The 26405-nt window shown below is 41.4% G+C and carries 27 protein-coding genes and 1 riboswitch; of the genes, 18 read left to right on the top strand and 9 right to left on the bottom strand.

All coding sequences use genetic code 11. The features are described from left to right. Window positions 1-65 precede the first annotated feature (65 nt). The 9 genes from AC3EBE_RS03935 to AC3EBE_RS03895 all read left to right on the top strand — a co-directional run bounded on the left by AC3EBE_RS03935 (window position 66) and on the right by AC3EBE_RS03895 (window position 6849). The gene (locus AC3EBE_RS03935) at window positions 66-1106 is read left to right on the top strand and encodes an aldose epimerase family protein (protein ID WP_488593702.1); all 1041 of its coding nucleotides are present in this window, start codon (window positions 66-68) and stop codon (window positions 1104-1106) included. An 18-nt stretch (window positions 1107-1124) separates the two neighbouring features. Then, a complete protein-coding gene (locus AC3EBE_RS03930; protein WP_488593701.1) occupies window positions 1125-2108 on the top strand; it encodes an aldo/keto reductase in 984 nt (327 codons plus the stop codon). A gap of 221 nt (window positions 2109-2329) precedes the next feature. Beyond that, complete coding sequence (locus AC3EBE_RS03925; protein ID WP_488593700.1) at window positions 2330-2956, top strand: YesL family protein; 627 nt, start codon at window positions 2330-2332, stop codon at window positions 2954-2956. A 656-nt stretch (window positions 2957-3612) separates the two neighbouring features. Beyond that, window positions 3613-3795 carry a hypothetical protein gene (locus AC3EBE_RS03920; RefSeq protein ID WP_090831353.1) on the top strand — a complete coding sequence of 61 codons (183 nt, stop codon included), beginning with the start codon at window positions 3613-3615 and terminating at the stop codon, window positions 3793-3795. Between the two features lie 123 nt (window positions 3796-3918). Further along, window positions 3919-4155 (top strand): hypothetical protein, encoded by a 237-nt coding sequence (locus tag AC3EBE_RS03915; RefSeq protein ID WP_488593699.1) that lies wholly within the window; start codon window positions 3919-3921, stop codon window positions 4153-4155. Window positions 4156-4229: 74 nt separating this feature from the next. Then, entirely contained in the window at window positions 4230-4793 is a 564-nt protein-coding gene (locus AC3EBE_RS03910; protein ID WP_488593698.1) for a hypothetical protein, read from the top strand. A 106-nt stretch (window positions 4794-4899) separates the two neighbouring features. Further along, window positions 4900-5334 (top strand): SMI1/KNR4 family protein, encoded by a 435-nt coding sequence (locus AC3EBE_RS03905; RefSeq protein ID WP_488593697.1) that lies wholly within the window; start codon window positions 4900-4902, stop codon window positions 5332-5334. A 145-nt stretch (window positions 5335-5479) separates the two neighbouring features. Continuing rightward, window positions 5480-6013, top strand: a complete 534-nt coding sequence (locus AC3EBE_RS03900; protein ID WP_488593696.1) for an SMI1/KNR4 family protein — start codon at window positions 5480-5482, stop codon at window positions 6011-6013. Between the two features lie 134 nt (window positions 6014-6147). Next, window positions 6148-6849, top strand: a complete 702-nt coding sequence (locus AC3EBE_RS03895; protein ID WP_488593695.1) for a hypothetical protein — start codon at window positions 6148-6150, stop codon at window positions 6847-6849. 372 nt (window positions 6850-7221) lie between these two features. Here AC3EBE_RS03895 and AC3EBE_RS03890 read toward each other — a convergent pair whose 3' ends face one another. From AC3EBE_RS03890 to AC3EBE_RS03870, 5 genes are all read right to left on the bottom strand, one after another. After that, window positions 7222-8118 carry a carbohydrate ABC transporter permease gene (locus tag AC3EBE_RS03890; RefSeq protein WP_488593694.1) on the bottom strand — a complete coding sequence of 299 codons (897 nt, stop codon included), beginning with the start codon at window positions 8116-8118 and terminating at the stop codon, window positions 7222-7224. Window positions 8119-8132: 14 nt separating this feature from the next. Continuing rightward, a complete protein-coding gene (locus AC3EBE_RS03885; RefSeq protein WP_488593693.1) occupies window positions 8133-9011 on the bottom strand; it encodes a carbohydrate ABC transporter permease in 879 nt (292 codons plus the stop codon). Between the two features lie 74 nt (window positions 9012-9085). Then, window positions 9086-10393 (bottom strand): extracellular solute-binding protein, encoded by a 1308-nt coding sequence (locus AC3EBE_RS03880; protein ID WP_488593913.1) that lies wholly within the window; start codon window positions 10391-10393, stop codon window positions 9086-9088. A gap of 108 nt (window positions 10394-10501) precedes the next feature. Next, window positions 10502-11287, bottom strand: a complete 786-nt coding sequence (locus tag AC3EBE_RS03875) for a response regulator transcription factor (protein ID WP_488593692.1) — start codon at window positions 11285-11287, stop codon at window positions 10502-10504. 1 nt (window position 11288) lies between these two features. Next, on the bottom strand, window positions 11289-13031 hold the full coding sequence (locus tag AC3EBE_RS03870; protein WP_488593691.1) for a sensor histidine kinase: 1743 nt from the start codon (window positions 13029-13031) through the stop codon (window positions 11289-11291). 348 nt (window positions 13032-13379) lie between these two features. On the opposite strand from AC3EBE_RS03870, the gene AC3EBE_RS03865 reads away from it, so the two are divergent. The 4 genes from AC3EBE_RS03865 to AC3EBE_RS03850 all read left to right on the top strand — a co-directional run bounded on the left by AC3EBE_RS03865 (window position 13380) and on the right by AC3EBE_RS03850 (window position 18128). Beyond that, entirely contained in the window at window positions 13380-14534 is a 1155-nt protein-coding gene (locus AC3EBE_RS03865; RefSeq protein ID WP_488593690.1) for an endo-1,4-beta-xylanase, read from the top strand. A 101-nt stretch (window positions 14535-14635) separates the two neighbouring features. Next, a complete protein-coding gene (locus AC3EBE_RS03860) occupies window positions 14636-15397 on the top strand; it encodes a polysaccharide deacetylase family protein (RefSeq protein WP_488593689.1) in 762 nt (253 codons plus the stop codon). 610 nt (window positions 15398-16007) lie between these two features. Further along, window positions 16008-17267, top strand: coding sequence for a group II intron reverse transcriptase/maturase (ltrA, locus tag AC3EBE_RS03855; RefSeq protein WP_488593688.1), 1260 nt, complete (start codon window positions 16008-16010; stop codon window positions 17265-17267). Between the two features lie 378 nt (window positions 17268-17645). Next, entirely contained in the window at window positions 17646-18128 is a 483-nt protein-coding gene (locus AC3EBE_RS03850; protein ID WP_488593687.1) for a C40 family peptidase, read from the top strand. 69 nt (window positions 18129-18197) lie between these two features. On the opposite strand, the gene AC3EBE_RS03845 is transcribed toward AC3EBE_RS03850, so the two are convergent. Beyond that, window positions 18198-19205 (bottom strand): acyltransferase, encoded by a 1008-nt coding sequence (locus AC3EBE_RS03845; protein WP_488593686.1) that lies wholly within the window; start codon window positions 19203-19205, stop codon window positions 18198-18200. A gap of 132 nt (window positions 19206-19337) precedes the next feature. Here AC3EBE_RS03845 and AC3EBE_RS03840 point away from each other — a divergent pair, with 132 nt between their 5' ends. Continuing rightward, entirely contained in the window at window positions 19338-19463 is a 126-nt protein-coding gene (locus tag AC3EBE_RS03840) for a hypothetical protein (RefSeq protein ID WP_488593685.1), read from the top strand. Between the two features lie 204 nt (window positions 19464-19667). Here AC3EBE_RS03840 and AC3EBE_RS03835 read toward each other — a convergent pair whose 3' ends face one another. After that, complete coding sequence (locus AC3EBE_RS03835) at window positions 19668-19805, bottom strand: hypothetical protein (protein ID WP_488593684.1); 138 nt, start codon at window positions 19803-19805, stop codon at window positions 19668-19670. A gap of 128 nt (window positions 19806-19933) precedes the next feature. Here AC3EBE_RS03835 and AC3EBE_RS03830 point away from each other — a divergent pair, with 128 nt between their 5' ends. Further along, entirely contained in the window at window positions 19934-20527 is a 594-nt protein-coding gene (locus tag AC3EBE_RS03830; RefSeq protein ID WP_488593912.1) for a DUF2441 domain-containing protein, read from the top strand. Window positions 20528-20624: 97 nt separating this feature from the next. Here the strand turns inward: AC3EBE_RS03830 and AC3EBE_RS03825 are convergent, their stop codons facing one another. After that, window positions 20625-21881: an MDR family MFS transporter gene (locus AC3EBE_RS03825; RefSeq protein ID WP_488593683.1), complete on the bottom strand. Its 1257-nt coding sequence runs from the start codon at window positions 21879-21881 to the stop codon at window positions 20625-20627. A 97-nt stretch (window positions 21882-21978) separates the two neighbouring features. On the opposite strand from AC3EBE_RS03825, the gene AC3EBE_RS03820 reads away from it, so the two are divergent. Both AC3EBE_RS03820 and AC3EBE_RS03815 read left to right on the top strand, forming a co-directional pair. Beyond that, window positions 21979-23619 (top strand): ABC transporter substrate-binding protein, encoded by a 1641-nt coding sequence (locus tag AC3EBE_RS03820; protein WP_488593682.1) that lies wholly within the window; start codon window positions 21979-21981, stop codon window positions 23617-23619. 132 nt (window positions 23620-23751) lie between these two features. Beyond that, window positions 23752-24288: a GNAT family N-acetyltransferase gene (locus AC3EBE_RS03815; protein WP_488593681.1), complete on the top strand. Its 537-nt coding sequence runs from the start codon at window positions 23752-23754 to the stop codon at window positions 24286-24288. Window positions 24289-24373: 85 nt separating this feature from the next. Here AC3EBE_RS03815 and AC3EBE_RS03810 read toward each other — a convergent pair whose 3' ends face one another. Continuing rightward, window positions 24374-24868, bottom strand: coding sequence for a GNAT family N-acetyltransferase (locus tag AC3EBE_RS03810; protein ID WP_488593680.1), 495 nt, complete (start codon window positions 24866-24868; stop codon window positions 24374-24376). A 188-nt stretch (window positions 24869-25056) separates the two neighbouring features. Then, window positions 25057-25139, top strand: a riboswitch (cyclic di-GMP riboswitch). A gap of 86 nt (window positions 25140-25225) precedes the next feature. Here AC3EBE_RS03810 and AC3EBE_RS03805 point away from each other — a divergent pair. Continuing rightward, window positions 25226-26395: an FxLYD domain-containing protein gene (locus tag AC3EBE_RS03805; RefSeq protein WP_488593679.1), complete on the top strand. Its 1170-nt coding sequence runs from the start codon at window positions 25226-25228 to the stop codon at window positions 26393-26395. Window positions 26396-26405 lie beyond the last annotated feature (10 nt).

Genomic DNA, 26405 nt, shown 5'->3' with positions numbered 1-26405 from the left:
ATATCCCCACTTTTAGGGTGGGGCTTCCTTTTCGCAAGTAAAGGTAAAAGAGAGGAGGATCCGGGATGGCAGTTTTACAGGAAAGCTTTGGCCAGATTGACGGTCAGCCTGTTTATTCGTTTACTCTCAAAAATGACCATGGACTGACAGTGACCGCTATTAATTACGGCTGTATTATTACTGAAATCAATGCTCCCGATCAAGATGGAAACTATGAAAATATTGTTCTTGGGCACGACACGATGCATGAGTATCTGGAGGATCCTTATTTTCTTGGTGCTGTAGTCGGGCGGGTCGCAGGACGGATAAAAGGCGCAAGTTTTGAACTGGATGGAAAAAACTACACTCTGGACAGAAATGATAATACCAATCATCTCCATGGAGGAGGAAAAGGCTTTGACAAGGTGGTTTGGGATGCATGGATCCTTGACGATGGTGTCCAGTTTTCCTATCTAAGCAGGGACGGAGAGGAAGGCTATCCGGGGAACGTGAACATACAAGTGACTTACAGGCTGAATAATGATAATGAATTATCCATTCAGTATCGAGCGGAAACGGAACAAAAAACGCTGTTCACTGCTGCCAACCATTCTTATTTTAACTTGAGCGGTAACTTGAAAAGGGATGTCCTGAACCATTCATTGCTTCTGAAGAGCTCCCGCTTTCTTGAGCTGGATCAGGAGTTCCTGCCAACCGGATCGCTAGTGGATGTTAAGGAGACACCTTTTGATTTTACAGCTGGACGCACTGTAAAATCGGGAGCAGAGTCGGGCCATCCGCAAACTGTTCTTGTTGGACAGGGATATGATCATCCATTTGTATTAGATACAAATCATGATAACGAAATTGTGCTGAAGGATCATGAAAGCGGGCGGATGTTAACCGTTGAAACCGATGAACCAGCTGTTGTCGTTTACTCTGGCAACTCTTTAAAAGCAGAGGGAGACTTCAGGGGTGTTCCTTCCAGGAAGTACATGGGAATTTGCCTGGAAACACAAGCCTTTCCTGATGCCATCCATCATCACCATTTTCCAACGATGATTCTGGATAAGGGCGAACAGTATTCATCAATTACAAGGTATAAATTTGGATTGATCAATAACTAGAGTAAGGGAGTCGGTATAATGAACTATCGTGAATTGGGCAATACCGGGATCAAAATCAGTGAAGTGAGCTTTGGAACGTGGGCAATCGGCGGGTCATGGGGAAAGACTAATGACGCTGACGCGTTGAAATCGCTGGAATATGCGATTGGCCAGGGTGTCAATTTTTTCGATACAGCAGATGTGTATGGGGACGGCCATAGTGAAGAGCTGTTAGCAAAGGCCACCAAAGGCAGGGAAGACCAGATTTATATCGCAACTAAGTTTTGCCGCCAGGGTGACATATTTGATCCGAAAACCTACAGCTACGAAACAGTCAGGTCTTATTGTGAAGATAGTCTTCGGCGATTGAACAGAGAAACCATAGATTTATATCAAATCCACTGTCCGGCAACAGAGATTCTGAAAGATGGCAGTGTCTTTGAAGTGCTTGACCGCCTCCAGGAGGAAGGGAAAATCCGCCACTACGGAGTCAGTGTGGAAACCGTGGAAGAAGGGTTGATCAGCCTAAAAAACCCAAATGTGAAAAGCCTGCAAATCATCTTTAATATGTTCCGCCAAAAGCCGCTGGAAACATTAATCCCCGAGGCTTATCAAAAAGGCGTGGGACTGCTGGTCAGATTGCCGCTTGCAAGCGGGCTGCTGACTGGTAAATTTACAGCTGGACATGTATTTGAAGAGGATGACCACCGCCGTTTCAATGAAAATGGCGAGGCTTTTAATGTCGGAGAAACATTTGCTGGACTTGGATTCAGAAAGGGCGTTGAATTAGCTGAACAGCTGAAGTGGATTGGAGAAGGGCGCCAATCCATGGCGAGTGCGGCATTGCGCTGGATCCTCGATCATGAGGAGATTACATGCATCATTCCTGGTTTTAAAAACGTTGAGCAGGTGAAGGATAATCTTTTGGCGCTTGAGACAAAGCCTTTCTCTGAAGAAGAACGGCAGGCAGTTCAGCGTTTTTACCAGGAGAGCGTTAAGGATTTTATCAGAGGACCTTATTGAAAAAATAGTATCCAGAATAAACAAATCAATTAGAAAGCACAAATAAATATTTTTGTGCTTTCTTTATAGACATGGACACACAGGTCACTTAACTGATTTATAATGGTAGCAGACAAGAATGTAAAACTAGTTATAGCTCTATTCCGTTTTGTTGGAAATCCGTTGTAACTAGAATCATATAGCTTGTAGCACTTCATCAGGGGTTAGGTTGGAGGGGTTAGATGAATACAATGGCAAACCGGGCTTTCGCAGCAGCTGAATGGATAACGAAATTTGCCTATGTCAATCTTTTATGGATTGGATTTTCACTTGCAGGTCTCATTGTTCTCGGATTCTTCCCGGCGACAATTGCGATGTTCACGATCATTCGCAAGTGGCTGAAGGGTGAAACGGATATTCCGGTCTTTAGAACTTTTTGGACAACCTGGAAAAAGGAATTTTTCCGCAGCAACGGATTAGGTTTGCTTGTAGCTGTAACTGGCGGGATTATCGCCCTTAACCTTGTTTTCATTAAAAGCTCCGGGCAAAGTTTTGCAAATGTCATTCAAATTCCAATCTATCTGTTTATGTTTGCGGCCACTTTAACCATTTTCTATCTATTCCCGGTATATGTTCATTACGAGCTGAAATTGTTCCAGATGGTCAAAAACTCGTTTTTGATGATGCTGATCAGCCCAATTGAAAATATCGTGATGATTGCTGGAATCATGGCTGTACTATTGATGGTAAAATTCATTCCTGCCCTGGGATTTTTCTTCGGAGGCAGTCTAGCTGTAGCGATCATCATGTCTGCAGGCTATCTGGTATTCGGGAAGATGGAGAGGAAGAGAAGCTTATTTGAAACATGAGTTATATGTTAGAAATGAAAAAGGACCCTGTGCGGATGTAACGGGACGGATTCCTATCACAAAAAGGTTAATTTGCATTTTAAAAAGTAATGGTTGTTGTATATAAAAATGTAATCGTTTTGTGGACCAAATTGCTATGTGGCGATTCGGTCCTTTTGTTTTGTGAGCCATTTATCAACTAGTATTGCTTTAAAGGATATAGGCCGATTTTAAATATCTTATTAAAGGGGAAGTTTTTTTAGTTTATCAAGCAATATGGATTTTTATGGTAAAATCAGTTTGAGGAGGGATGGTATTGGATTTATATTTCATATTAAATATGGTTAAAAATATAATTCTCACTTTTTTTCAAAACGGTATTTGGGTAGTCGGCTTTTTTTACTTGTTAATTAAAACATTTGAAAGTGATAAACTTAAACGGATTTCCAAATATATTACTGGTATAAGTTTGGCGTTACTGTTTTTGTATGCAATATTGGTAAGTATTTAGCTTAATAGTTAATGAATTAACAGTGCTTAATCCAAATAGACTAAGGCATCTTGTTGTTGAACCCATACTAAACAAACGGAGCAGGATTGAAGAAGGGAAAGATAACCAATGTGTTGAAATTAAGATTAGAAAAACTTGTTAGGTGAATAACACATAGGAGAAAATAATGGGACCAATAATGGATTTTATATCGATTTATTTACTGCCTGTAGTTAGTATTATTTTTATTGTAAAAGGTGTTGAATTAGCTAAGCAGATTAAAGGTAATGAAGATACAGAAGAAAATACGGTATGGGTTGCGATTTCATTCACTATTATTATTTATTGTTTTGTATGGCTGAGTTTTTAATGTTTTGTTCTATTTCATTTATCGGTGCGATTCTTCAATTAGAAGATCGCTTTTTTCTTATTGCACGAACGAGGCAGGGAGTTGAAGAACCGAACAAGAATTCTAAGATTAGGAGTTAAATTAATGCATTATTCATATGACGAATTAGTAAGAGATATCAAAATAGGTCACGAAGTCGAGTTTAAATATAAAGGGAAAATATACGGAACCCTTAATGTAGAAGAGGGCTATGGGCTAGGCGAGAATAATAAAGAATTTGAGTACTTTAAAACGCCTGAAGAACTTTTGAACAATGGAAAAATTAACGGGGAACAATTGAAGGACATTTGGAATGACGTTGAAGTCATAACAATTTTCTAAGCTTTTACTAAGATTGCTAAACTATGTCCTCAACTACTGGGCAGTGTTTAGTGAAGAGAAAAGGAGGTAAAGCGGTGAACAAAGAATATTTTGTTCAATATTCTGATCAAAGTATCATCAATAGTTTTGATTTTCCGAAAGACTATTTTACAACTATTAGCATTGGTATAGAACTCAGAAATGCAAATGGTTTTATTCTTTCTCTAATGAACAATATGATCGACCTTCCAATTTTCTTCATTTTTGAAGATATAGTATTTGAATATGGATTAGGTGTACTTACAGAAAAAGGAATACCATTCCAAAAGTTTTTAAAAGAAGGCTATGTTATTAAAATAATTAATAAGGAACAATTAGAAGCTGTTTCTGGTTTGTCTGAGGAAGTAGCTTCAGTTGGTTTAAGTGTTTATATCTTTCAAGGTAAAGAATTATCTTCAACTCATTTAATACCAACATCCCACTGGAGCAAACCAACTGTTTTTGAGAATTTGGATATTGAAAAGGTGGAAACTTTTTTTGAAATAACTGAAGTTGGAACAACCATATTCAGCAAGAATAGTTCCTTTAATACACCTGCGAAGGTTATAAGCTTCATACCTAGCCATTATACAATGGGCCTTAATAACAGTGATATTTAATAGAATTTGGCTTGTCAAACAATCGAAGCAGGTTGTTGAAGAAGGTAAAAATAAGTCCTTGAGAGAATAATTAATCATAATATTTTAAGGTGGTCAGTAGTTAACAATGTGGAGAGATTATTTAAGCAGTATCTCAAATGAGTGTACATTCAAAGTACCTGCAACTGAAGCTGAGAAATCCTTAGTAACAACAGAATTAAATGTGGTCTTACCTAGCAGTTTGGCCTCTTTATATAACGAAACAAATGGTGTCTACGGGAACTACGGAATATCATACATTTGGCCAATAGAACTATTGGTAAAAGAAAACTTATTTTTTTGGACTCTTCACGAACACAGGGACTTTATAAAGCCATTAGATACTTTTTTATTTTTCTCAGATGCTGGTAATGGCGACTTGTTTGGATTTTCAATAATAGACGGAAGTATTCAAAATGAAGATATTTATGTATGGAATCATGAAGATGATAGTCGCCGTGCAATTGCGTCAACGTTAGAAGAGTTTATCAAAGGGTGGATCATTGGGAAAATCTCTGTCTAAACCTTTCTACAGATTAGTCCACAAGGCGCTTGTGTTCAAAATCAGCTGCTAAAAGGGCACCATTACCTTAAAGGGGCAATTAATTCAATTAAGATAATTAGTTCCTAACACAGTTGTTAAAGTCGAGTTATAACCGGAGGAATTCATGTTAGTTGAAAAGTCTTTTAATTACTTAAAGCATAGGTTAGAGGAAAAGGGCTTTTTTGAAATTTATCATGGAGAAGGAAGAATAAGTAACGTAACATGCAAATTTAATGATCCCGCTTCTCTAGTTATGATAGATCAGTTCGAACAACATACCGGACTTTCGTTGCCAGATGATTATAAGCAGTTTTTACTTTTACATAATGGTGCTTCCTTTTTCGTTGATGTTAATTTTGGTGGGGAATGTTATTTATATGATATTAAGTTAGTTTTGGAGAATTACCAGGATATGCTAGGTGACTTTCCATCAGGATGGATTTCAATAGGATACCATTATGGAGAAGAGATTTTATTGGATTGTGATAGGTATAATAAAGGGGATAGGTATTGTTTAATGTATCGTGGTGCAGGTGAGCCTTGTGGAGTCGCTTATAGTTTGAAATTAAGTTTTGAATTATGGCTGGATAGACTTATTATTTGTCAGGGATTAAATTTTTGGAATCCTCCGAGGTTTTCAATAGAAGAAAGTTATTAAACAAAGGGAAGCTTTGATTCAGGAGGATCAAGGCGCTTTTTGTTGAACTTTATTGATCAAACGGTGCAGGATAGTTAAAGTAAATATCTACATTTATTCATTCCATTTGGGAATTCTAAAAAAGGGGTGAAGGAATGAGAAAATTTTTATTTTGTCTTGTTTTCGCTATTTTGCTTTCTAATACAGGAAAAGCATATGCAGACCAGAGAGTTGTCACATCATATATTATTTCTGATGTATGGTATGAAAATATCTTTCTTATAGCAGATAAAGCAGATGGTATGGCTACTAAAAACTTTACTGTTCAAGTTGGTGGTGGAGTTGACAGTGTGGGTGGAGAATTATTATACAACTTTCCAAATTGGTATAATGCTAAATTTGCCCCTAAATTATTTTATGAAGATATTAATAGCGATGGACTAAAGGATGTTATAGTCGCATTGATTTCTGGTGCTGGCTCTGGAATTTCTACTAAAGAAATTCATATTCTGAACCAAAGGCAAGATCCCAATCGAAGATATGAAGAAGTTCCAGTCGAATCCATTAATGATGCGGTCAAGCGACTTGTTAAAATAGAACAAAAAGGGAATGAAATTGAAATTTTAATTGGTAAAAAGAAATACTTAGTGGACTACTCAAAATTCGGGTACTACACACCTGTTGAGCGTCCTGGTGTAGGCTCAGTAGAAGATTATCAGCCTGAAAAAGGTGTTCTTTATGGCTATACATCTATATTTGTATCCATTCCCGAAGCAAGTATAGGCAGACTAAAAGTTAAGTATCATTGGAACGGAAAAATGTATAAAGCTGAAACTGTTACTTTTATCGAAGTATAGCCAATGTCACCCCATAACAAAAGACTGTGTAGGATTCTACTTAAACATCCGGGTGGTTTCGTTAAAGATGAATTCGAGCATAAATAAAAAACGATTAACATCGACATTAATCGTTTTTTCATTCCTCATATTATTCCTTTTAGCAAAATTGCCGGTTAAAATGTACCGTAATTTGTATATTTACAGAAGTTTCTGTTAGTCTGCAAATTTGATTTGCCTGACAGAATTTAATTTTGTGACAGGTAATAGACTCCGTTAATCCGAATGGGCCCGTTATTATCTGACCGCAGAAAAGGATATATAAATAACAAAAAGGCAGATAGCGGAAGGGATTTCCTAAAAGGATTCCTTTACTATCTGCCTTTGGTCTGATCATCCTTTTACAGACCCAGCTGCCATTCCTTCGACAATCTTGTCACTTAAGAACAAGAAGGCAAGCAGGATTGGCACGATACTTATAACTAATGTTGCCCCGATCGCGCCCCAATCTGTTAAATATTGTCCAACGAAGTTATTGATTCCGACGGTCAGCGTCTTCAAGGAATCGGAACTGATGAAGGTGTTGACAAACACGAATTCGTTCCAGTTGTAGATCATATTAATGATTGCCGTTGTTGATAGCACCGGGATGGTCATTGGCAGGGTGATCTGGAAGAATATCCGGTGAACCGAGCATCCATCCATGACCGCGGCTTCTTCAATTTCGCGCGGGAAGGTCCGATAAAATCCTAATAGAATCATAATCGTTAAAGGCAGATTGAATGCTGTATACGATAATACAATCGAAACAGGGCTATCAATTAAATTTGCGCTGTTATACATATTGAACAAAGGAATCAGTGTAGAATGCAATGGAATCATATAGGCGACCAGGAATAATCCGAGAACAAGGCCGCTGTACTTCCAGGTCATGCGTGTCACGGCAAATGTCACGAAACTGGCCAGGATGATGGTCAGGGCAACAGATAGGACGGTGATCCAAACACTGTTGAAAAAGTAGACTCCAATATTGCCGGAAGTCCAGGCTTTCGTATAGTTCCCCCATTGTGGATCTTGCGGCAAGGAGAAAGGTGACATTCCAAATACTTCTTGATTGGTTTTCAATGAAAAGAACAACAGCCATATTAATGGGTAAATTTGAATTACAGCAAATAGCCCTAATATTAAATAAAGAAATCCGAAGCCGATTTTGTTCAAGTAAGATTTCTTTGTTTTTTGGGGTGCGGAAAGGGTAGTTGCTGCTGCTGGTTGTGTATGAACCTCACTCATTCTATTTCACTCCCTTAAAATTGAACATCATCTTTAGATTTCGTCAGCATCGAGATCACCCAAGTCATGAAAAGTGCAATCACTAACAAGCCAAAACCGATGGCACTGCCATAACCGAAATTATTTAATTTGAACGCTTCTTTGTACATATAGGAAGCCATTACTTCACTGGCTCCGTTGGGCCCTCCGCCAGTCATTACGTAAATCAAATCAAAGTATTTCAGCGATCCGACCACTGCCAGCATGATTGTCACTTTAAAAACTCCAGAGATCAGGGGAAGTTTAATTTTATAGGCTATTTGGAATGCATTGGCTCCATCAATCTTGGCTGCTTCAATGATTTCATCAGGTACATTTTTCAAGGCCGCATAATAAATGAGGATATAAAACCCTGCAAACTGCCATATAACCGGGATGAAAATTGCGTAAAGCGCAATGTTGGGATCTGCCAGCCAAATAGGTGTATTTTCCACACCGAACATTTCAAGTAATTTATTGGCCATCCCGTTTGTTGGATCAAAGATCTTCATCCAAAGCTGGGCGATTGCCACAGAGGATAATAGCATAGGAATTAAATAAATTTTTCTCAATAGATCTGAGCCTTTGATTTTACTTGCTAATACGAGGGAAATGACCAGGTACAGCAGCAGGCTTGCTGTGGAAAAAATGGCTAAGAGAAAAGAATGCCAAGTACTTGTCCAGAACAATTTATCCTGAATCAGGGTGATATAGTTATCAAACCCGATGAAGGTCATATCCCCAATTCCATCCCAGTCCATGAAACCGTAATAGCCTGACAATACAATTGGAATATAGATCAGGACGAGTATGAGAAGTAAGGCTGGAAGTGTGTAAAGGGCAATCACGAATTTATTCGACATAACATTTTTCATGGTAGTTAGCCGCCTTCCTTTCTATAAAGAAGAGGGCATATTCATCAGCAATATGCCCTCTTTCTAAGCAAGTATTATTTCTCAGCAGCAAGTGCTTCTTCTTGCGTTTTTGCAAATTTTTCAGGAGTTGTTTGTCCGCCGAATAATGCCTGGATCTGGTTCAAGTGAACATCAGCTACGCTGGCAGACATCTGGACATCTGCATATAAAGTAAGATTTGTCGCTTTTCCTAAATCATTCAGGATGTCAATGTACATTGGATGAAGATCTCCCTTGGATGTATCAACCACTGTAGCAGGGATGACTCCAGCATCCACAACTGAACGCTTGCCCCATTCTTCGACTAAGTAGGAGACAAAATCTTTTGCTTCATCCTTAACTTTCGATTGTTCAGATACAAACAGCCCAACGCCAGGTCCGCCTACATAGCTGTCGATATCGCCTTTTCCGCCTTCATAGGTCGGGAACTTAAAGTAACCAACTTTATCTTTGAATTCCTGAGAAACATCCGGGGTTGTTGTGTAGTTTGGCAGTTCCCAGGTAGCCATTAAATACATAGCCGCTTGTTCATTCATAAAGTAGCCTTTTGCTTCATCATTTGACAGGCCGTTGTAGCCTTTAACAAATGCGCCCATTTTAACCAGCTTTTCGATTTCTTTAGCTGCCTGGACCAGTGCCGGATCTTCAAAGCTTCCAGAACGATTGATGGCATTATTCAATGCTGCAGGTCCGCCGATACGGTCAGCAAGGTACATATACCACATGGATCCAGTCCAGCGGTCCTTGTTTCCTAACGTGATCGGAGTAACCTTGTTATCAGCAAGTGTTTCGACAACATTCAGGAATTCGTCGTACGTTTTAGGAACTTCCAGTTTGTATTTCTTAAAAATTTCTTTGTTGTAATATACAGGGGTGATGTTTAATTCAAGAGGTACAGCATATGGTTTCCCGTCAACTGAGAATGCATCAAGCGTGCCAGCAACGAAATTGTCTTCTTTGGCAATGTCGTCCAAAGGAGCAAACATTTTTCCATCAACAAAAGGTTTCATATAACCTGCTGCCCAGCTGATTCCAACATCAGGCAGTTCGTTTGACGCTGATAGTACTTTGATTTTTTCTTTGTACTGCTCGTTGCCTAAAATTTCGGTCTGGATGTCAACATCCGGATGTTCTTTTTCATAGGCATTGATAATGTCATCGACAATTGTATATTGCGCATTTGAACTTCCTTCGGGCCATAAATGCATCATTTTTACAACAGTTTTATCCCCGCTTGACGTCTTCGTATCGCTCGAGGAGCCAGTAGAAGAGGAACAGCCTGCCAAAATCAGTCCGCCTGCCAAAGCAAAAGTCATTACAGAGGAAAACGCTTTCTTTTTCATCAATCCAAAACCCCCTTATTTGTCTGTTTCCTATACCTTACATTTAAAGTCTACCACCGGGGGGGAACTCAAAAAAGGCAACTGTGATTAGGAAAAATACTACTTTTTTTAGAAAGCCCTTTCATTTTTGGTTTTTCGAAAGGCACTCGGTGTCATTCCCTCTATTTCCTTGAAGATTTTTATAAAATATTTTGCCGTTTTATAGCCGACTTCTTCTGCGATTTCATTTATAGGAAGGGGAGTGGAGATCACTAATTCTTTGGCGCGCTGAATTCTGCGCCTTGTCACATATTCACTGAAATTCAGATTGACTTGCTCCTTGAACAGCACGCTGAAGTAACTCGGATTCAAGTGTACATGCGCGGCAACATCTTTTAGGGTGAATTCCTCTTGTAAATGCTCGTCAACAAAGCTGATTGCCTTGCGGATGGTATCCCTGGTGGAATCCATTTTATTGCTGGCATCGACTATTTTTTTATCGACTACTTTTTCAATCAACCCTGCCCTTACTTGTTTTTCCATGATCTTCACTGCATCCTCAAGGGCTTCAAGCAGTTTTGATTTGCCGATCGGTTTTAAAAGGTAATTGACGACCCCAAGCTTTAACGCTTCCTGGGCATATTTGAATTCGGAGTATGCCGAAATCACAATCACTACTGGAGACATCCCTTTTTCTTTTAGTGTTTTCAATAACTGTAAGCCGGTCATCTCAGGCATCCTGATATCAGATAGTAAAATATGAATTTTCTGTTCCTCAGAAATCCGCAGCACATCCTCACCGCTTTCCGCAGTGAGGATTGAAAATTCTCCATTATTCCAGCTTTCCAGCGTTCTTTGCAAGCCTTGTCTCGTTCTTGGTTCATCATCAACAATTAAAATCGTTTTTGTCACCATATTACTCGCCTCCCTCAATCGGTAGTTCGAATGTAATCCGAGTTCCGTGGTTTAACTCACTTTCAATCAAAAGGTCTGTATGACTAATGCTTTTGTAATACAGCTTTAAGCGCTTATAGACATTTGAAATGGCCATTCCTTTGCCGTTGGCAGAAGAGGTGCCGCCCGACTCCAGCGATTGGATGATCAGTGCAAGCCTTTCTGGGTCCATTCCGGAGCCATCGTCTTTCACAGATATACGGATCCGTTCTTCATTCTGAAAAGTGACTGGTTCAACTGTTACGGAAATGCGGCAGTTTCCGGCTTTATTTCCGGCTCCATGGAGGATTGCATTTTCCACTAATGGCTGGACGATCAGCTTAGGTATCCTGACATGCTCATAGGTCGAGGGGACAGAGACATCCCAGTGAAGCCTGTCGCCAAAGCGCATTTTCATAATTTCCATATAGTCGCTGATATGCTTAATTTCATCCTTCAGAAACACCCAATCATCATCGGATTCTTTGGCGATGGTATACCGGAATAAATCCGACATGGCAACAACTAGTTCAGCGAGCTCATCCTCATCTTTTTCATCCAGGGACCAATGCAATGCATCAAGCGTATTGAAGAGAAAATGCGGATTAATCTGTGCTTGAAGCGCTTTCAATTCGCTTTGGCTTCGCAGAATTTCCTTTTGATACACCATCTGCATCAAGTGATTGGTTTCTTTCACCAGCTGGTTATAGGTGCTATTCAATTCATTGATCTCATTTATTGAATAGACCTCGGGATTCAGTGTTAATGACCCATCTCCGGCCCGCCTCATCGTTTTCGTCAATTTTAATATTGGCCTGGTAATGATGGTGGAAAGAAAGAAGGAGCTAATAGAAAAAATGATGAAACCGACGACTCCAGATAAGATGATGCCGTCCCTGATCCATGACATTCCTTCTGTCAATTTATTTACAGGGGTGATAATGAAAACAGTCCAGCCTGTAAGATTTGATGATTGCTTTGTCACCATATAGTCCTGACCGTTCAGCTCAACGACGCTTTTGTTGCTCTCGATGATGCTTTTAATATCACCACTGTAATTTTGGATGATCGGATTTTGATCCTGATCCAAAAGAATCGAATATTGGTCGTTTTCATACTTTTCATTCGCAAAGTGAAAATGATCCCGGTTAATGCTGATTAAAAGGTAGCCGCCATTTCTATATTGCCGTTCCATTAAATTAACTCGCCGGATGGCCAGGAAGTAGTTTTTATCATTTGGATCTTCACCAATCCAAACAATTCGTCCTTTTGCTAGATTTGCTTCGTCAATCCACTTTTGGCCGATCCGGTTTCTTAACTCGTCCTCATCAAGAGGGAGTACACGCTGCTTCTTCCCGGAAAACAGCTCAAAGGAAAAGATCCCATCCGTATTTCCTATGATTCTATTGATATGTCCCATTAATTGCTGCCGGTCGCTAAAGGAGATTTGTTTACCGTCATGGACATTCGTTAAAACTCTCTGGACCCCCTCGTCGGTTATGACAAGCTTGGAATTCATATTGATCTGCTCGTAAAGAGATTCAATCCGCCCATTTGCCTCAATCGCTACTTGCTGGATTTGCTTTTCGGCATTATTCTGCAGCAATGCCGAGACTTGCCCTAACGTAAGAAGACTGACAATCAGCAAAACAATGACCATTACTAGTAAAAAGATAATTAAAATTTGGTTTCGCAATGTGTTCCATCTTTTTAGTTGTTTCAGCACTGATGGTTCGCCTTTCTTTTTCTGATTTTTGTATCTCCTATTATAGCTCCTTTCATATTACTTTGGATGCTGTCTATTTTCAGTAGCTTGATAGTTGGATATAAAATTAAAACAGTAGATCTAGTCATATTTTATCATTTTTAAGGAAAACTTTAAATTATTAGTTTATTCAGTGGATAAACTAAGTTTAGTGCTGATATAATCATTTTACGTAAGGTAACAGCTGCTGTTTTTACACCTTTATGAAAGCCCTTACTTCCATGCCTGGCAAGCAAACTGTATGAGGGGGGAGAATTCGTTAGGTCTGTAAAAATCCAAAAGAAATCGAGAAAGAAGGGAATTCTTATTATGTTAAAAGTATTGCGTAAACCTTTTCTGACCGGATTGGCTTTAGCCCTGTTTTTACCTGCCGGATTATCCAATGTTGCAGCAGCTGAGAAAATTAGTGCATTAGATGTCGAGGTCGAACTCGATGAGAGGTATGCGGATTCATTCGATATTGGTGCCGCCGTTGAGCCTTACATGTTTGAAGGGAAGGACGCTGACGTTCTAAAGCGCCATTTTAACAGCATTGTCGCTGAGAATGTGATGAAACCGATCAACATCCAGCCTGAAGAAGGGAAGTTCACCTTTGAGGAAGCGGATAAAATCGTCCAATTTGCGAGAGAAAATAATATGGAGCTGCGTTTCCATAATCTCGTTTGGCACAGCCAGGTTCCAGAATGGTTCTTCCTCGATAAAGAAGGGAAGAAGATGGTCGATGAAACAGACCCGAAGCAGCGTGAAAAGAATAAAAAGCTTTTGCTTAAGCGTTTAGAGACCCATATTAAAACAATTGTGAAGCGGTATAAAAATGATGTCAGCTCCTGGGATGTTGTCAATGAAGTGATTGATGAGTATGCACCTAATGAAAAAGGCTTACGGGAATCCCCTTGGTATCAAATTACCGGTACGGATTATATCAAGGTCGCATTTGAGACAGCGGATCGTTATGCTGCCAAAGACGCAAAGCTTTATATCAATGATTACAACACTGAGGTAGAGCCGAAAAGAACCCATTTATACAATTTGGTGAAGGAATTAGTCGAAGCTGGTGTGCCTGTTGATGGAGTTGGACATCAGGCCCATATCCAGATTGGCTGGCCTTCTCTTAAGGAAATAGAAGATTCGATTAACATGTTTGCCGGACTTGGCCTTGATAATCAAATTACAGAATTGGATGTTAGCCTTTATGGCTGGCCGCCAAGACCTGCATATCCTGCTTATGACGAAATTCCAGCTTGGGAATTCGATCGTCAGGCAGATCGCTATAATCAGCTTTTCGAGTTATACGAGAAACTGGATGATAAAATCAGCAGCGTGACATTCTGGGGTGTTGCCGATAACCATACTTGGCTGAATGACCGCGCAGAAGAATACAATGACGGTGTTGGAGTCGACGCGCCATTTGTCTTTGATAATGAGTACAATGTCAAGCCTGCCTACTGGGCGATTATAGACTAAGGTAAAGATTGCATTATTTGAATTCCTTGGGATTTTCCGTCTGCACTTTGTTGTTTTGAACAACAAAGTGTGGGAGCCAAAAATAGGAGGGAAAGATGCTGATGAAAAAACTTAAAGGACTGTTATTCGCTTTGATACTAACCCTGATTGCGAGCACACAATTCCAGCTGCCAGCCAGCGCAAAACAAACCGAAAAGGTTGAGATTCCGGTCTTGCTTTATCATGTCGTGAAACCTGATCCTGATCCGAATAATCCCTATCAATTCAGCCTGGAAGAATTTGAAAAGCATATGGCTTACCTTCATGAAAATGGCTACAGGACTTTAACGATGAAGCAATATTTCAACATCCTCGAAAAGAAGGCGGCGATGCCTAAGAAGCCTATTCTGCTGACATTCGATGACAATTCGAATGACTTTTATCCATATGTATATCCTGTCTTGCAGAAGTATGGAATGAAGGCCACTCAATTTACTGTTTCAGATTGGGTGGATGGCAGCTGGAATATGACGTCAAACGAACTTTTGACCGTAATGGAAAACGGTGTAGATATCCAAAACCATTCGGTTACACACCCTTTCCTTGCTAATTTAAGCAAGGATCAGCAATATACAGAAATCAATGATGCCACCAGCGCACTTAAAGACTTAACAGGCAGAACCACAAATGTGTTTGCCTATCCTTATGGAAGCTATAATGCAGAAACAATCTCTATTCTTCAGGAATTAGGATTCAAAGGTGCGTTTAAAGTTGGCGGCGGAATCAGCACAGACCAAAGTGATCGATACGAGCTGCCGCGGATCATGATCCTGCAAAATCATACATTAGAAGATTTCATCAGAATGGTGGAAACAGGGTATTAAATTAAAAGCGAAGATGTGAACCGAGGCCGGCCATGAATCTTTTATGGCCGGCCTTTTGTGTGCGCCCGGCATGGGTGCAGTCTTTAGGGTGCAAGTCCCGAGCCATGAAGGCAGTAGTAGTGGTTAGCTTAACGCAAGGGTGTCCGTGGTGACGCGGAATCTGAAGGAAGCGAGCGGCAAACCTCCGGTCTGAGGAACACGAACTTCATATAAGGCTAGGTACCATTGGATGAGTTTGCACATCAAAACAAAATCCTTACTGCCGAAGGTGGTACAGAGTAAATGGAGCAGATAGATGGAGGGAAAGACTGTACCCTTACCCGGGGAGGTCTGGTTGAAACGCCAAGTACACTTGGTAACCTATCTAGCAATAGATAGCTGAACAATCAGAAGTCAGCAGAGGTCATAGTACCTTACCTACTCGAGACGGTAAGGGAAGGACTGAACAATTAGGAAGAACGAGAACTAGGCATACAATTCCTGTGTAGAAGCAGACAATCCGAAAGGACTTACTTGAAGGAGGAAGTGGTGAATCCACAGGGGACTTCAGGAGGGTGGAGCAGGAATAACATAATTAGATTTCTACGTTCACGTCGAAAGGAAATATCACATGTTAATGGAACTGATTCTGTCACGGGAAAACTTAATAGAAGCACTTAAACGTGTGGAGAAAAACAAAGGGAGTCACGGCATAGATGGAATGTCCGTAAAATCCCTACGAAGACATCTCTATGAGAACTGGGACACCCTTTGTGATTCTTTAAGGAAAGGTACCTATCAACCTAACCCAGTCCGTCGAGTCGAAATCCCGAAACCGAACGGTGGAGTAAGGTTACTAGGAATACCTACCGTGACAGACCGATTCATACAACAGGCTATCGCCCAAGTTTTAACCCCGCTTTTTGACCCAACCTTCTCAGAACACAGTTATGGGTTCAGACCAAATCGAAGAGGCCATGACGCTGTTCGTAAAGCAAGGGGATATATAAGCGAAGGTTATAGATGGGTGATTGACATGGACTTGGAGAAATTCTTTGACAAAGTGAATCATGATAAGTTGATGGGGATATTGGCAAGCAGAATCCAAGACCGATTGGTCTTGAAACTAATACGGAAATATCTCCAAGCAGGAATCATGATAAATGGTGTAGTCTATGATGCAGAAGAAGGAACACCACAAGGAGGTCCCTTGAGCCCTCTTCTTTCGAATATCCTTTTGGATAAGCTTGATAAAGAGTTAGAAAGGAGAGGTCACAAGTTTGTCCGCTATGCCGATGATTGTAATATTTACATGAAATCGAAGAAAGCTGGAGAACGAGTGATGAACTCGATTACATGCTTCATTGAGCAGAAATTAAAGCTCAAAGTAAATCGAGGAAAGTCAGCAGTTGATCGCCCGTGGAAACGAAAGTTCCTTGGCTTTAGCTTTACGTTCAATAAGAAACCGAAGGTTCGAATAGCCAACGAAAGTATTAAAAGGCTTAAAGCTAAAATACGGGAGTTAACCTCCCGTTCCAAATCAATTCCTATGGAAGTTAGAATTGAGAAACTAAATCAATATTTAACGGGATGGTGCGGATATTTTGCATTGGCTGATACACCGAGTAAATTTAAAGAATTTGATGAGTGGATTAGAAGAAGACTTCGTATGATTGAATGGAAACAATGGAAGAACCCAAGGACAAGAGTAAGAAAACTCAAAAGTCTAGGTGTCCCTGACCAAAAGGCATACGAATGGGGAAACTCCAGAAAGAAATACTGGAGAATAGCCTCTAGTCCAATACTACACAAAACCCTCGATAACTCTTATTGGAGTCATCGAGGGCTCAAAAGTCTATATCAAAGATATGAATTTCTACGTCACACTTAATTGAACCGCCGTATACCGAACGGTACGTACGGTGGTGTGAGAGGTCGGGGGTTAGTCACCCCCTCCTACTCGATTTGTGGTCGCGGGTGGAACATGGGGACGGTTCTCGCGTTCCATTCTGGAACATGAGAACCGTCCCCATGTTCCAAAACTGTTACCATCTTTCAAACCTTTGTTAACCATTTCGTAACTTGTTGGGACAGCTGGGATTTTAAAATAAGGTCATAAGCGAGAAACAACAGGAGGTAAATGGGGAATGGGGAGTGGAGTTACTCAGACGTGCTGCGGCTGCATGGGCGGGGTGCCACTGATCCAGGCAAGGGTTTAAAAGCCGCTTTATCATATAAAAAAGTGGAAAAATGAAAGGTGGAAGAAAAGATGGTAACAACAGTGAGAATGTCTAAGTGGGTGGTCATTGGATTGAGTTTATTGGCTTTATTGGCGGCAATGTTTGCGCCGATGACAAACAAAGCAGAGGCGAGCGTTTCCTGGGGGCAGGAAGTAACTGAAGTGGCGAAAAGGTATATGGGCGTGAAGTACAAAGAAGCTGGCACAACACCAAAAGGCTTCGATGCATCAGGATTCACGCAGTTTGTTTTTGACAAATCAGCCGCAGACATCAAGCTGCCGCGCACATCAAAGGAACAATACAAAGCAGGCAAAGCAGTCAATAAAAAAGACATCAAAGAAGGCGATCTCGTATTCTTCAACACAAGCGGCAAAGGCGTCTCCTTCGTCGGAATCGCACTAAGCAAAGACAAATTCATCGCCGTCACACTATCAAAAGGAGTATCCATCAACTCCATGAACACAAAATACTGGAAAGACCGCTACATCGGCGCAAGAAGAGTACTCAAATAATAAGCAGGGGGACGTATCTGATGCTTCTATTGATAAATGGAAGCAGAAGGTACGTCCCCCCGCTTCCATTCATGAGGCCTTTTCCCGTGCCGTGGTTTTGAGATGCTGCAGCAGCTTGTAGGCGAAATAGGATATGGTGAAGACAAGGAAGGCATCGGTTAGATTGAGCAGCAGGTTGTGCGAGCTTGGCTTGAGCCCCAGCATTTTGAACAGGATGTCGACTATGTCGATGAAGAAGACATGGATGGCATAGATGCCAAGTGAATTGGCGCCGATTTTTGTGAGAAGCCTGCCTTTGCCAAGCGCCGGATTTCTCAAGGCAAATGCAAACAGGAAAAAGGCCAGGAAAATCGTCGATAAGAAATACTCGCCATGCCGGGCACCCAGCCATTTTTCCAAAATATAGCCCTCGGCAAACTGCAGTACTGTGAAAATGAAAAACAATAAGAAATAGGTGGATTTAGGCCAGGAAAGAATGCTCTTATTCCTGGCAAACCAGAATCCTAATGTCGTATAAAACAAGCTGATATACAGCGCCGCCCTGGTTGTGCTAACCGGCAGCGGATCGAAGATGGAATAAGATTGGCCAAACAAGCCCAACAGATTCAAGCAGAAACTGACCGCAAGCAGCAGCGGCACTTTTTTTAGCCTATAAAAAACGTACAGAATGACCGTGCTCCACACCAGCGAAATCACGAACCATAATTGGTACCCGCTCGTTCCTTCACCGTAATAAATGAGATTGAGGGGAGTCAGGTTTTTCGCATACTCCGCTATATTCCCGCCGCTCAGCAGCAATTTAATCACATCATAAATCATGTAAAATAACAGCCAGCTGACATAGATTTTCAGTAGCTTCACTACATACCGTTTAAAATAGGCTGAAGACTCAGGTGTGTTCATTACCTTCAGCCCAAATAAATAACCGGAAGCCGCAAAGAAAAACGGGACCGCGAACCTTGCCAGGTTATCGAGGATGAAGTAGCCAAGCTGGCCGTTGCTCGGAAAAGTATGTATCACCACCACAGCAAGGATGGCAAAAAATTTGATGAAGTCGATCGCGTAGTTTCGTTCCATGTTTATTGCCTCTAATCGCAAAGTAAGTGGTAATAGTATTTCCGAAATGCATGGGCTCTATTTTATATAGGGATAACTATTGATCTTTTTTGGAAAAATAGGGTTGGAATTGCACAAAAAGGGGGTCAGAAGATGAAATCTCAAAACAAGCAGCAGGATAAGTTGAAGAACATCAAGGAAGATAAAAATCAACAGGGTAAAAATAATCAAACTGACGGATTCCGGTACGATTATGATGATTCGTCAGATATGAAGTAAATGAAAAGAGGAAAAACGACTGTTTTTCCTCTTTTTGCTGGTTAATTTATTTCCGAAATTAACTAAGCCATCCACAAATTCAACTTTCTATAAGGAATCGACGAGAATTTCTGCGTTGATAACGCTAATTTCTACGGTCGCCTCAATATATCTACGGTTACATCCATTTTATCTACGGTTATCTCAATTATATCTACGGTTATCTCAAATATCTACGGTTACATCCATTTTATCTACGGTTACCCCAATTATATCTGCGGTTATCTCAAATATATCTACGGTTGCATCCATTTTATCTACGGTTGCCCCGATTTCACCTAAAGTTTGTCCAGTAATCTCCATTGAATATGAACTTAAGATTTAAGGATAAGGTATCCTCCAATTTAGGTCCCCTAGAACCAATAATTTCCTGTTATTATTGATTAATATAGAAAATTACTGAAAAAGGGAGAACGTGAAAAATGCCTGAGATAGATACCAATGAATTTTATGCTTATCATATTGTTACGAGAAAGAAGATGCATCTTGGGCAAACGATCTGCTTTGATAAAAACCAGCACAATACCTTATACCACTTCTTTTTTGAAAGGGAGCAGCTGAATACTAAAGGTGAAGATTTTATCCAGATATTATACGGTCATTCTACAAATGAAGGGCTGAATCTGAATAAGGAAGATGCCGAAGTGGCTATTCAGTATGTTAGCCAAACAATCAGGGCTATAAGAGAAGTAATAGTAGAAATGGTGAGAGTGCAGGAATTTCCTGAATATCCTTCCAGGTTATCTTGCTTATACGCTGCGAAAAGCTATGAAGATGCTTTGAAATGGAAAGAGATATTTGATTACTTCAATCGCAAAGTTTTGCAGATTGTAAAACTTCGAGTTAAAGGAGATTATTTTGAAGGAGATGGCAACCTTTTACCGAAGGAAGATGGGGCTCCCTTTTCTCGCAAAATTGCCCAAGCCAGGGAGTATTGGAATGGAAACAGGACGAACGAACTTACTGAGCTTTTGATTAATGGTGAAATTGAAGTGGTGGAGATTATTGATGATTTTACATTCTAGAGAGTAAATTTATAAAAGCAATGGAACATTCCAAAAGCAATGGAACATTCCATTGCTTTTTCATCGTCACTGTTATTCGAATTGAATAGACTTTCTATTATATTGTCTTCCGTACCATCAAACCCGCTTTCCGTTCCTTCCCCCGAAAAACAAACAGCCCGCCATACAGTAGCAATGTTCCCATCATTAAAATGACGCCGATATACACGCTCATCATCGTTGGCACCAGGAACGCGCCGACAATAATCGTTGAGCGGGCGATCAGGTCTGCTCCGTTAAAGCTGATTCCGGAGAATGCGGAGTAGGAGCCGCGCTTATCGTCCGGCATCATGTTCGCTTTTTCCGCGTTGGCGATTGGAGAGTAGACGAGCTCGCCGATGGTTGCGATCAGATTGAAGATTAGCAGCGCGTACCAAACATTCGCCGAAGTAATGACTGTGTATCCAATACTGTAAAAAATCAGCCCCATCAGCAGCATTTTTTTCTTATCGAACTTATCCGTGATTTTTGTGACGATAAACGTGAAGAGCACGACCATCAGCATGTTCTGGATGTTCAGCATACTCAGCATCCTGACGCCGGAGATTTCAAATCCGCCTAAAAACAGCGGGCGGAACTCATCGGCCAGGCGGACACCGATATAACTGTTCAGCGAAAACTCCGCCGCATAGATGCACATTCCGCCAACGACGGCCATGACGAACGGCTTGTCCTGAAGCGCCACCTTATAATTCGCGAGCAGGTCGATAAAGATGTTTTGATGCTTTTGCTTTAACTGCGGGACACCTGAATCCAGAAGCCAGATACTATACGCAATTGGCAGGCCAACTGCTGCAATCGTTAGCGCCGTGAACAACGCGAGCTGATGATGGGCATAAAATAAACCGCCGAGCGCAGCGCCGATTGCCAATGACAGATTCGTGAACCAATAATCCAGTGCGTAGATGGCTTTGCGGTTATCAGCTGTAGTTGAATCGACAATGATCGCCTGCATTGCCGGACGGCCAAGACTGCTTGTCGCCATGAAAATGATATAAGCGGCCGCGAATAGAGTGATTAGTTTTTGCTCAGGAATCAAGCTTGCTGCCATCAGCCCAAACATGAGCGCGCTGCAAGCAGATGTGATCAGCAGGATTTTTTTCCGGCGGAACCGATCAGATAGGTAGCCCCCGATAATATTCCCCAGGAATCCGACGAAGACGTTGAATCCGAGGAATAGCCCGGCCCAGATAGCGCCTTTATGGTGGGCAAAAAATAATGCCATGAACGGCATGACCGCACTTGAAATTGCGCGATTAATAAATGATGTGATCAGACGAACCTTTAGATTTTGTGGGTATTCTTTCCATTTCATATTGCCAGCCCCTTTCTATATTTGTATATTAAAGGAGACGCATGATGTTAAAAATGTCCTTTTTATATAAAAATGTCCACTTTTAAGGAGACTGGCGATGGATCATGATTTATTAACTTTATGGAACAGGGTGGAATCCGGGAATGCAAAAGTGGAGGAGCTGGCTGAAACCCTGTTCCTCAGCTCAAAGCAAACCCGAAGGAAGCTGAAGCAGTGGGAGGCTGAGGGATGGCTGAGCTTTCAATCAGGGCGGGGAAGAGGCAATGCTTCATCACTGAAATGGCTCCTCAATGTCGAACAGGAATTGGAGCTGGAGTTTTTCAAGGCGCTGGAAAAAGAACCGATTGAACACGTCAGCAAGCTGCTGGTGCTGGACTGGTCGGTGGAGACGAAGCAGAGGCTGATGACCGCCTTTCAGTCGAAGCTGGGTTTTCATCAGGAGGGGCAGGACAGCCTGATCATCCCGAGGTTTTATCGCTTCCTGACAGCCCATCCGCTTGAAGCCGCCGATGTTCATAGCGCGAATTTCGTGGCCACTCTTTATAACCGGCTTCTGACCGTTAACGCAGATAACACCCTGACACCCGAAATCGCCCATACCTGGGAATATTCGGAGACCTCTTTGCTGCTGTATTTGCGGAAGGATGTCGCGTTCCATGATGGATCGATCCTCAAAGCCGAGGACGTAGTCCATTCCCTGCAAAGGATGAAGGACGACATCCACTATAAAAAACTTTGGGAACCAGTAACGAGGATTTCAACACCAGGGCCGCTTACCGTAAAATTGGAATTCCCAGACGGATGCACATACATTCTCCAGATGCTCGGACTGCTGACGGCGAGTATTTTTAAAGAAGTGAACGGCAAACTGCTTGGCACAGGCGGCTTCTATCTTGCTGAAAACAGCGAAGAGAAATCCGTTCTATGTGCCTTCAAGCAATACTTTGGCCATCGGCCGCTCCTTGACCGGGTCGAATTCATCCAGATGCCAAAGGAATTCCAGGTCGTCTATCACGGCGGGCAGGAAACATACAAAGTAGACACATTCAAGGTGGAAAGCGATTCTGGCTTTGGGATTGTCATCATGAACCCCTATCGTGATTCAGATATTGCTAGGAAGGAAGTCAGGGATTACATCCATATGGTCATAGCCCGCCATCGCCAGGAGCTGAAGGAGCTGAATCCGAAAATCAAAGGAAATAATGAAGGCTGTTTGATAGGACACTCCACAAGCTATACCATGCCTGAGATTCCAAAGCCAGCGATTACCCGGCCGTTAAAACTAGGCTGGGTCAACTATTCCACTGACTCTGCTCATTGGTTAAAAGAAAAGCTGGAGCAGGCGGGCTTCACCGTAGAGATGGAGGAAGTCCCATTCGAAGATTCGATTTATCACCCTGAAAGACGATTGAATAATGACCTATTCATTCACGGTGAAATATTTGAACTGAACCAAAGCTTCTCCTATTACTTTTTCCTGGTCAATCGCTTTTCGCCGCTGAATTTCCTCGCTGAAAAAGACGATTTCCTGCAGGAGCAGCTAGAGGCTTATAACACCCTGCCATTTGAAAATTGGATTCAGCACCATCTGAAGATCGAGCAGTATTTGCGCGACGAATCCTTATGCATCCCGCTCTACTACACGAAAAGGCAAATCCCATTTTCCATCAATCTCATGAATGTAGAAATCAAACACTTCGGGTACGTCGACCTGACACGGCTGTGGGTAAAACAATAGGTGGTGGAACATGGGGACGGTTCTCCTGTTCCATTCTGGAACGGAAGAACCGTCCCTATGTTCCAGAAGGTGTTCTTCGTCCTTGTATCGAAATATAGAAAGGCAAGATGTTAGAGTTTGGGGGATTTGTAAATGGATTTGGAAACTACTAGATTATTGGTTCGCAAATTTGATATGGATGATTTGCAGGCTGTGTTGGAGTATACATCGGACCACAACGTTATGGAGTATATTCCAGAGGGAGTTTTTAATGAAGAAGCTGCAGCAGCCTTTCTTCAGGATAATATGGGGGAGAACGCGCAGAAATTTGCTGTTGTTTTAAAAGACGAGAATGTTTTGATCGGACACATTGCTTTTTTTAAATACTTCGGCGAACACACATATGAAATTGGCTGGGTGTTCAATCCTAAATACTATAATAAGGGCTATGCCTCTGAAGCTGCATTTGCTTTCTTGAAGTATGGTTTTGAAGAATTAAAGCTTCATAGAATCATCGCCACCTGCCAGCCGGAAAACACAGGATCCTACCGTGTCATGGAAAAGATCGGCATGCGGAGGGAAGGCTACTTTAAAAAATGCATCCCACATGGCAACGAGTGGTGGGATGAATATTATTACGCCATCCTCGAAGAAGAGTGGGCCAATCATGGGGACGGTTCTCCTGCTTGATTTTAGGGAAAACATGGGAAAACATGGGGACGGTTCTCCTGTTCCATTCTGGAACGTGAGAACCGTCCCCGTGTTCCACCTTTGTTTAAAGGAATTTCTCGTAGGAGACGGCATACTCTTGGAATCCATTGCGTTCATACAGTTTTTTGGCATGGTCATTCCAGGAGTAGGCATGCAGTTTGACTCTGTTGATTCCTTGTTCTTTCATCCACTTCATCGTTTCTTCGATTAATGTTTGTCCAAGGCCCAGGCCTCTCGCGGAATCATCGAGGAATAATTCATCGAATAGTCCCATCCTGCCTGTTCCGTTGTCGGCGGCTGCGTCTTGTTCAAAGATTCTTCCCAACGAGTAACCGGCTGGTTTTCCTGCTATCTCTGCGATCAGGATCAACGTATCTTCATTTCTATTGGTAAAAGTATCGTGTGCATTCGTTTTGATTGCAGTAATGACAGATTCGTAGTCATCGTATTTACATTCGCTGCCATGTTTTGACCGGTTGAATTGGCTTAGCTTAACGGCAAAATCAACAAATACCTCCAGATCAGAATCCACAGCTTGTCTAATTTTTGCTTCCATCATTCATTCTCCTTTTCTAGTTTGGGAACATTGGGACGGTTCTCCTGTTCCATGCTGGAACGCGGGTGGAACTTAAAGACGGTTTCATTTGCAAAAAGATAACGAACCCTAACAGGTAAAACAAAATGCGGAAAAATATACTAAAATATCTATAAGTATGGTAATCTATCTAGTGAATAAGTACCATATTATGTGAAAAAAGGCAACTCATTGAAAAATGTGGATGCAAGCTACAGGCCTAATGTCAGGGGACAATGGCGGCTGGGCTGCCAGTAAATATCCTGTAAGTAAATGGATTTTTAGGGTCGCTCACATGAGATGAGAGGCCTTTTTATTTTTTTAATATACGGAGGGATTTGAGTGTTTTGCCACCAATGTGGAGAGAAAGTCGCTAAGGAATCCAAGTTTTGTTCAAGTTGTGGTGCAGATATACAAGCATCAAAGGCTGCCCGTAAGGACGAGCCTAAGGGAAAGGAATCTAGTGTTACTGCAAGCATTCTTCCAGTGATCATCCCGATCCTGAGTGCGATTATAGTGGGTATTGGAGTAGCGGCGTATTATTTTCTTGAGACAGATGTAAATTCGGATACATTGAAGCTGAAGGAATCTGCTGAGCAAATGGCTTTTAAGGGTGATTTTAAAAAGGCCAAAGAACTGGCAGAAAGCGGCCTCGCAAAGCGTCCAGGTTATAAGGCATTGCAAGCTGATTTAGAGGTTATCGATAAAGCCCTCAAATATGAAACTGCCTTGCTGACAATAAGTGATCATATTAAAAAAACGAATTTTGATGCTGCCTCCAAAGAGCTTGCTAGCCTAAAAGAAGAGCTGAACAAAAGTGAAAGTCCGATTTTCAATAATTTTATAAAGCTTGCTAATGAAAAGCAAATCAAAATTACGGTAGGCACAATAAAGAAAGAGCTGAACGGATTAAAGACAATCGATGAATTAGGCGGAAAGCTTTCGATCTTGTCTTCAATGCCCGAAAATGAAGCGAGTGCGGTGAAAACAGAGATCTTGAATAAAATTGTCCAAATAAGCAGCCAGGATGCAGAGGGGAAATTAGCAAGCAAAAACTTTTCGCAAGCATTCTCCGATATAGACAAAGGACTTCAGTTCGCTGTGAATGACAAAAAGCTGCTTGCGTTGAAGGAAAGAGTCCAGCAAGATCAGGCTGCTTTTGAGAAAGCTGAACAGCAGAGAATTGAGAAAGCAATGGAAGCAGCTGCACAGGAAGACCTAAGGAACCAAACAGCAGCGGTTCAAGTCTTGGAGGTTACAGCACAACTAGATGAGTATGGAGATTTATATATTTCGGGTAATGTCGAAAATGTGGCAACCACTACAATCAGTTCTGTTACTGTTAACTACACGATATATGATAGCGAAGGCAATTACATTAATTCAGGATATGCATCAGTGTATCCATATTACCTGGAGCCCGGAGAGACAGGAAACTTTGAAGATATTCAATATGGAGTTTACCAGGAAGCAAATGTAGAAATCGACAACAGCACTTGGTATGTTGATTAAGGGGTGGCAT

This window comes from Mesobacillus sp. (assembly GCF_057785455.1).
The sequence above is the reverse complement of the archived record's forward strand: the minus strand, read 5'-3'. Positions and strand labels throughout refer to the sequence as shown.